The sequence below is a fragment of the Streptomyces sp. NPDC001156 genome, assembly GCF_053598275.1.
In genome coordinates, this window is the sequence record NZ_JBSFJX010000319.1 from 1 (window position 1) to 6,798 (window position 6,798).

A 6,798-nucleotide genomic window follows, 5' to 3' on the forward strand; every position below is an offset into this window, starting at 1 on the left:
CCCACGACCAGCCAGAACTACACCATCCACACCGCCATCACGTTCTTCGAGCACGGGCTCGCGAACCGCTCACGGAAGTAAACGCAACGGTGTTGACGACGACCTCGTGGCTTCTGGCCTCTCCGCCCGGCCATTTCCGAACGCGGGGGCACGGACCGGCCACCGGCCGAAGGGTGCCGAGTTTCTTCGAGGAGCGTGAAATGGTGGAGAAGTCTGGCGATGTCGCGACAACAGGCCCCGACAAGCCGGCGGTCGTCGGGTCCGGCAGCCCAGACCCGACGGCGCAGGACACCGAGGGCAAACTCGCCGAAGTTCTGGCAGACCTCGTGTCCATCGAACGGGTTCCGGCCGAAAGCCACTTCTTCAACGACCTTGGCGCCAATTCCTTGGTCATGGCTCAGTTCTGCGCGCGCATCAGGAAGCGCTCGGATCTGCCGTCGGCGTCCATGAAGGACATCTACCGGTACCCGACGATCCGAAGCCTGGCAGCAGGTCTCACGGCGACCACACCCTCCCCTGTCGAGACATCGCAGCTGTCGCAGCCGGTTCCGGCAACATCGCCAGCACCGGTGAACTCGGGGAACACGCTGGATTATGTTCTGTGCGGAACGCTCCAGTTGACGGCCTTCCTGGCCTATTCCTTCGTCACCGGACTTGTCGCCGCCCAAGGCTACGAGTGGATCGCCAACGGTCCGGGGCTTGTCGACATCTATTTACGGTCCGTCACGTTCGGCGGCATCGCATTCATCGTGATGATCACGTTCCCGATCGCGGCCAAATGGATCCTCATCGGGCGCTGGAAGTCCGATGAGTTCCCGGTCTGGAGTCCGACCTATCTGCGCTTCTGGATCGTCAAGGTACTGCTCCACGCCAACCCGATGATCTTCTTCGTCGGGAATCCGCTGTACGTGCTGTACCTGCGGGCGCTCGGCGCACGGATCGGCAAGGGAGTCACGATCCTTTCCCGCCAAGTCCCGGTCTGCACCGACCTGCTCACGATCGGCGCCGGTACGGTCATCCGCAAGGACTCGTACTTCCTCTGCTACCGCGCGCACGCCGGACGCATCCAGACCGGCCGGGTCACCCTCGGCCGGGACGTCTACATCGGCGAGAAGACCGTCCTCGACATCGGCACCACGATGGGCGACGGAGCTCAGCTCGGACACGCATCCGCCCTGTATCGCGGCCAGGTGATTCCGGACGGCGAGCGGCACCACGGAGCCCCGGCACAGCCCACGGAGATCAACTATGTGAGGGTGGCACCGGCCCGGTGCGGCACCATGCGTCGGACCGGCTTCAGCCTCGCCACCGTGCTTCAGCTCTTCCTGCTGTACATTCCGCTGGGCGTCGGCGGCGTGTACATGCTGTTCGACCAGATTCCGACGCTGGGCGACCGGCTGAACCCGGACACGAATGACATCCCGGCCACAGAACTCCTCGTCGACGCACTGGTCGTGTCCGCCGTGCTGTTTTTCGGCTTCGTCGTCATGGGCCTCGCCGCTCAGTACACCCTTCCGCGCCTGGCGGCTCTGGCGATCAAGCCCGACAAGGCCTATCCGCTCTACGGCTTCCATTACGGCGCGCACCAAGCGATTGCGCGCTTCACGAACATCAAGTTCTTCGCCTGGCTCTTCGGCGACAGCTCGTACATCGTCCACTATCTTCGCGGCCTCGGATACGACTTGTCCCGGGTCGAGCAGACCGGGTCCAACTTCGGCACAGAAGTGCGCCATGAGTCCCCGTACCTGGTCTCCGTGGGCAGTGGAACGATGGTGGCCGACGGGCTCTCCATCGTCAATGCGGAGTACTCGAGTACGTCCTTCAAGGTGTCCCGGGCCACTATCGGCGCGCACAACTTCCTCGGCAACCAAATCGCCTATCCCGCAGGCGGGAGGACCGGCGAGAACTGCCTGCTGGCAACCAAGGTGATGGTTCCCCTCGACGGCGAGATCCGCGAGGGAGTCGGACTACTCGGCTCGCCACCCTTCGAGATCCCCCGAACGGTGGAACGCGACTCCCGCTTCGACCACATGAGCACCGGGGACGAACTACGCCGCAACCTGTCCGCGAAAAACCGCTACAACCTCCGCTCGATGGCTTTCCATCTGTCCCTGCGGTGGCTGCACACTTTCGTCCTCACGGCCTTCGGTCTGGTTTCACTCCGGCTGTACGGCGTCATCGGGCATGTGGTGATCGCCACCTACCTGGCACTCACTCTCACGTTCACCACCGTCTACTTCGTTCTGATCGAGCGCTGCATCGCGTCGTTCCGCCCGCTGCGCCCCCAGTTGTGCTCCATCTACGACCCCTACTTCTGGTGGCACGAGCGTCTGTGGAAGGTGCCGGACGAATACCTCAACGTTTTCAACGGCACGCCCTTCAAGAACATCGTCTCGCGACTGCTCGGTGTGCGGATCGGCCGCCGAGTCTTCGACGACGGTTGCTACGTGACCGAGCGGACGCTCACCACCATCGGGGACGACTGCATGCTCAATGCGGGGACCAAGATCCAGTGTCACTCGCAGGAGGACGGCACCTTCAAGTCCGACCACAGCACCCTCGGCGCAGGCTGCACCCTCGGAGTCGGCGCCCTCGTGCACTACAGCGTGACCATGGATGACGGCGTCGTACTGGCGCCCGACTCCTTCCTCATGAAAGGCGAAGAAGTCCCCGCGCACGCACGCTGGGGTGGAAACCCCGCAGCCCAGATGCCGGATACTCCCGGGGAGACCCGCGGCATCGGCCCGGCACCGGCAGCAGCTACATCCTCCGCGGGCGACGCCGCGACGGCGAATTGAGGAAGGCCGCTCCATGGGATCGCACGCACAGCCGGACGTGAGCCTTGGGCGGTGTGCTGACCGCCGGCCGATTCGCCGCGGTTTTCTCGTGGGTGCGGGAGCCGGTGGTAAGCGTGTTCGACTCCGAGGCGGCAGTGCCTGACGCCGTGGCGGCCAAGGTGCGGGGGCCGGCACGTGATCCGGGAGCGCAGGTGAGCCCGGTACGCCTGGCCACGCACGCGGCGGTGACGGCTTCTCCGCCCCGGGTCCGGGGCCAGCGCCGGATGGGCGTCCTGCTCTGTCTCGCCGCCAGGCATGGGGAGCGTCCTGGCCTGTTGTGACGTGCAGCCGGACGGTGATGGTCCAGGCGTCGTAGATGTGCTGCAACCACCGCCCTGCTTCCAACCCCGCTCGTCCTGACCGGACAAGAGATCACTCGATGACACATGATCAAGTTGCGTGATCACGGCCGACGACAAGGTCACTCATACCGAAGCACCGCCAGGTCACCCCACTCGACCTGCGAAGTCAGCACGGAAGATCCTCTTCCGGGCTCATGGCGTGCTCCCTCTTGACAATCTATTCAGTCATCAAGAACTCTGCATGACGTTATGCAGGCCCGGCAACCCGAGGTCCGTCGGCAACAGGACCGAGGAGGGACAACGGATCATGGCAGAGGCTCTCGTCGAGCAACGCTCCATCGATGTCGTACCGGACGAGGAACGACACGGGACCGCCTTCTCACAGTTCACACTCTGGCTCGGTGCCAACCTTCAGATCACTGCCGTGGTGACCGGCGCACTCGCCGTCGTCTTCGGCGGGGACGTCGTCTGGTCGCTGGTCGGCCTGGTAGTGGGCAACTTGCTGGGCGGCGCCGTGATGGCGCTGCACTCCGCGCAGGGTCCCAAGCTGGGCCTCCCGCAGATGATCCAGTCGCGCGCCCAGTTCGGCGTGCGCGGCGCAGTGGTCCCGCTGCTGCTCGTGATCCTGATGTACGTCGGGTTCTTCGCGAGTGGCACGGTACTCGCGGGTCAGGCGGTCGGCGAGCTCACCCACACGAGCCACACCTCAGGGATCGTGATCTTCGCCGTCGTCACGGCGGTCACGGCGGTCGTCGGCTACCGCGTCATCCACGCCCTCGGCCGTTTCGCGAGCGTCGTCTGTGCGCTCGCCTTCATCTACCTGGCCATACGCCTGCTCGACAACGTGGACCTGTCGACGCTGCTGCAGAACGCGCACTTCTCGCTGCCGATGTTCCTGCTCGCGATGTCGCTGTCGGCGTCCTGGCAACTCGCGTTCGGACCGTACGTCGCGGACTACTCGCGCTATCTGCCGCGCACCACCTCCGGCCGGGCGACCTTCTGGTGGACCCTGTCGGGCTCGGCGCTCGGCTCGCAGTGGTCGATGACGTTCGGCGTGCTGGTGGCGGCGACGGCGGGCGACAAGTTTCTCGCCAACCAGGTCGGCTACGTCGTCGGCCTCGGCGGCGCGGGCCTGATCGCGTCGTTCCTCTACTTCGTGATCGCGCTCGGCAAGCTGACCGTCAACGTGCTCAACACGTACGGCGGCTTCATGTCGATGGTCACCAGCGTCAGCGGATTCCGCGGCCAGCGCGTGCTCTCGCAGCGCGGCCGGGCCGCGTACATCGCTCTGATCATGATCGCGGGCACGGCGGTCGCGCTCCTCGGCAAGGACAGCTTCCTGGCCTCGTTCAAGGACTTCCTGCTCTTCCTGCTGACCTTCTTCACGCCGTGGTCGGCCATCAACCTGGTCGACTACTACCTGATCTCGAAGGAGCGCTACGACATTCCGGCGCTCTTCGACCCCGCAGGCCGCTACGGGGCCTGGCGCTGGGACGCGCTCGGGGTCTACGCGGTGGGTCTGCTCGCCCAACTGCCGTTCCTCTCCACCGCCTTCTACACAGGCCCGCTGGTCGCCCCGCTGGGCGGCGCGGACATCTCCTGGGTCGTCGGTCTCGTGGCGCCCGCGCTGCTGTACTGGCTGTTGGCCCGGCGAAACCCGACCCTGCCGGCGGGGAAGCAGCCCAACACCGTGACGGGGGCCAGCCCAAGGGCCGAGGCCGAGGCCGTATGAGGCCGAGCCCCATGCGGTGAGGCGGACCAGTCGCTCGCAGCGGCAGACGGTCGCTGCGAGCGAGTCCGAGCAAGGCCGGAGAGTTCCGGGCATGGCGCTCGTAGGGGGCATGAGCCCCCGGTAGCCGGTCAGCCGGGAGAAGGTGCGCTTGACGACCCATGCGCCGCGCCCCAGTCGTTCGCTGGACTCGACTCCTTTGCACGCCATGCGGACGCCGATGCGCTGGCCACGTAACCGATGCTTCGGCATTACCGCGGCGGCCAAGCGCTTCACGTGGTGCCGGAGTGCAAAGGTTTACTCGACGACATAGCGGGGCTTCCCCAAAAGCAAGGCGGGGAAGCCCGTCAGTGCGCCCCACGGCCAGCCGTCACAACCGCTCTCTCGCAGCCCCCCGCGTCGGTCAGCCCGCCGCACTGCGTGTACGTCACACCCCAGAGCTACCGGACCACACCACCTCTCATCGGGCGAACGACTCCGTCATCACCCATCAACTTCAGCAGTGTCGCGTCAGGCAACGTTCGCCGCGTCGACGACTTCCTGCAGCCGCTCATCGGTGGCACGACGGACCCGCCAGTTGACCTACCGGCGGATCATGCTGCCCTGCTTCTTGTGGCCGGCATGGTCGGTGCCCTCGAGGGTGAACTGGACCTCGATGCGACTTAGCCCAGCTGGTCGAGACCGTTCACCGCTGTACCGTGATCGGTGAGGAGCGCTCTTGATCACCTGACTGGAGACCGACAAGAGCGCCCAGCGCGGCCAATCTGAGATTCAGCGTGCGGAAGGCGGGCGGTCCCCACTCGGTACGCATCGTGGAGCTGCGCGCCCCCGCCGCGGCCGACTGCCTCGTACCGGCCGCCCAGCGCTTCTCGCTCGCGGAGACGGGCGCTGCCCACCGAACGCTCGAGATGCGGCCAACGGTCGCGATGGTGATGCTCAAGCCCTGAACGCGAGGGTCGCTCCAGCGGGCGGAGCCACCGATCGGCGGCATGTTGAAGAGCGATCTTCCCGGGCGATGGCCTTGACGCGCCCACCTCCGTAAGTCAGTACTTACCGTTCGTGGGCACTTACCAAGCTGGCGATCCGCTGGGCGCTCTGGGGGATCCCACCAGGCGCGCAATCGTCGAGCGCCTGGCTGACAGGCCTCGCGCGGTCGGCGAACTCGCCGACGAACTCCCGGTCAGCAGACCGGCGGTGTCCCAGCACCTGAAGGTGCTGAAAAACGCCGGGCTCGTGCGCGAGCGAGCGGACGGCACTCGCCGGATCTACCGGCTCGACCCGGCCGGCGTAGCCGCGCTGCGCGATCAAACTCGACACGTTCTGGAACCGGGCGTTGGCCGGCTACCAGGACGTCGCCGAAGAACCGGAAGAGGAAAATTCATGACCCAGGAAGCCACCACCGTGGTCCGCAGAGAGATCGTCGTCGACGCCGCTCGAGCGGGCGTTCACCGTGTTCACGGAGCGGTTCGGCGACTTCAAGCCGCCGGAGCACAACCTGCTCGCGATGGAGATCGCCGAGACCGTGTTCGAGCCGAAGGTCGGTGGCCATATCTACGACCGCGGCGTGGACGGCAGCGAGTGCCGCTGGGCGCGCGTCCTCGCCCACGAGCCGCCGGACCGGGTCGTGTTCAGCTGGGACATCGACCGTTCCTGAGGACTGAGCATGAGTTGCACGGGCTCAGTCGGGCGCTCCGAACGGTGTTGGGCGTCCTGGTCTCCCGCGTTCGCGCCGCGTCCGGTCCCAGCGGATCGTGTCCGTGGTCCAAGGATGCGGGGGCGGGTTCCCTCACGCACTCGGGTGCCGCTTGCGGCCTGGGCGGTCCGATGCCCCACATGATCGCTCTGGTCGTGTGGGGGCGGTGCCGTCCGTCGCCGGATGCGGTGCCCCAGGGCGCGCCTGCCGATCGCGATGCTCGCGGCCTCGTGACGG

General features: G+C 66.2%; 3 protein-coding genes and 3 pseudogenes. 4 read left to right on the plus strand and 2 right to left on the minus strand.

The window, feature by feature from the left end; translation table 11 throughout:
- Positions 1 to 200 precede the first annotated feature (200 nt).
- Both ACWDA7_RS48955 and ACWDA7_RS48960 read left to right on the plus strand, forming a co-directional pair.
- Positions 201 to 2,798 (plus strand): Pls/PosA family non-ribosomal peptide synthetase, encoded by a 2,598-nt coding sequence (locus tag ACWDA7_RS48955; protein ID WP_450614199.1) that lies wholly within the window; start codon positions 201 to 203, stop codon positions 2,796 to 2,798.
- A gap of 648 nt (positions 2,799 to 3,446) precedes the next feature.
- Positions 3,447 to 4,871 carry a purine-cytosine permease family protein gene (locus ACWDA7_RS48960; protein ID WP_450614201.1) on the plus strand — a complete coding sequence of 475 codons (1,425 nt, stop codon included), beginning with the start codon at positions 3,447 to 3,449 and terminating at the stop codon, positions 4,869 to 4,871.
- A 15-nt stretch (positions 4,872 to 4,886) separates the two neighbouring features.
- On the opposite strand, the pseudogene ACWDA7_RS48965 reads toward ACWDA7_RS48960, so the two are convergent.
- Positions 4,887 to 5,105: pseudogene (locus tag ACWDA7_RS48965) on the minus strand (IS5/IS1182 family transposase); the annotation flags it as partial.
- Positions 5,106 to 5,644: 539 nt separating this feature from the next.
- Between ACWDA7_RS48965 and ACWDA7_RS48970 the strand changes: the two are divergent.
- On the plus strand, positions 5,645 to 5,815 hold the full coding sequence (locus tag ACWDA7_RS48970) for a hypothetical protein (protein ID WP_450614203.1): 171 nt from the start codon (positions 5,645 to 5,647) through the stop codon (positions 5,813 to 5,815).
- A 112-nt stretch (positions 5,816 to 5,927) separates the two neighbouring features.
- A pseudogene (locus ACWDA7_RS48975) lies at positions 5,928 to 6,107 on the plus strand (ArsR/SmtB family transcription factor); the annotation flags it as partial.
- A gap of 312 nt (positions 6,108 to 6,419) precedes the next feature.
- On the opposite strand, the pseudogene ACWDA7_RS48980 reads toward ACWDA7_RS48975, so the two are convergent.
- Positions 6,420 to 6,798: pseudogene (locus ACWDA7_RS48980) on the minus strand (hypothetical protein); the annotation flags it as partial.

Coding starts and splice junctions, on each gene's coding strand:
- ACWDA7_RS48960 (WP_450614201.1), top strand. CDS start 3,447: ATGGCAGAGGCTCTCGTCGAGCAACGCTCCATCGATGTCGTACCGGAC.
- ACWDA7_RS48955 (WP_450614199.1), top strand. CDS start 201: ATGGTGGAGAAGTCTGGCGATGTCGCGACAACAGGCCCCGACAAGCCG.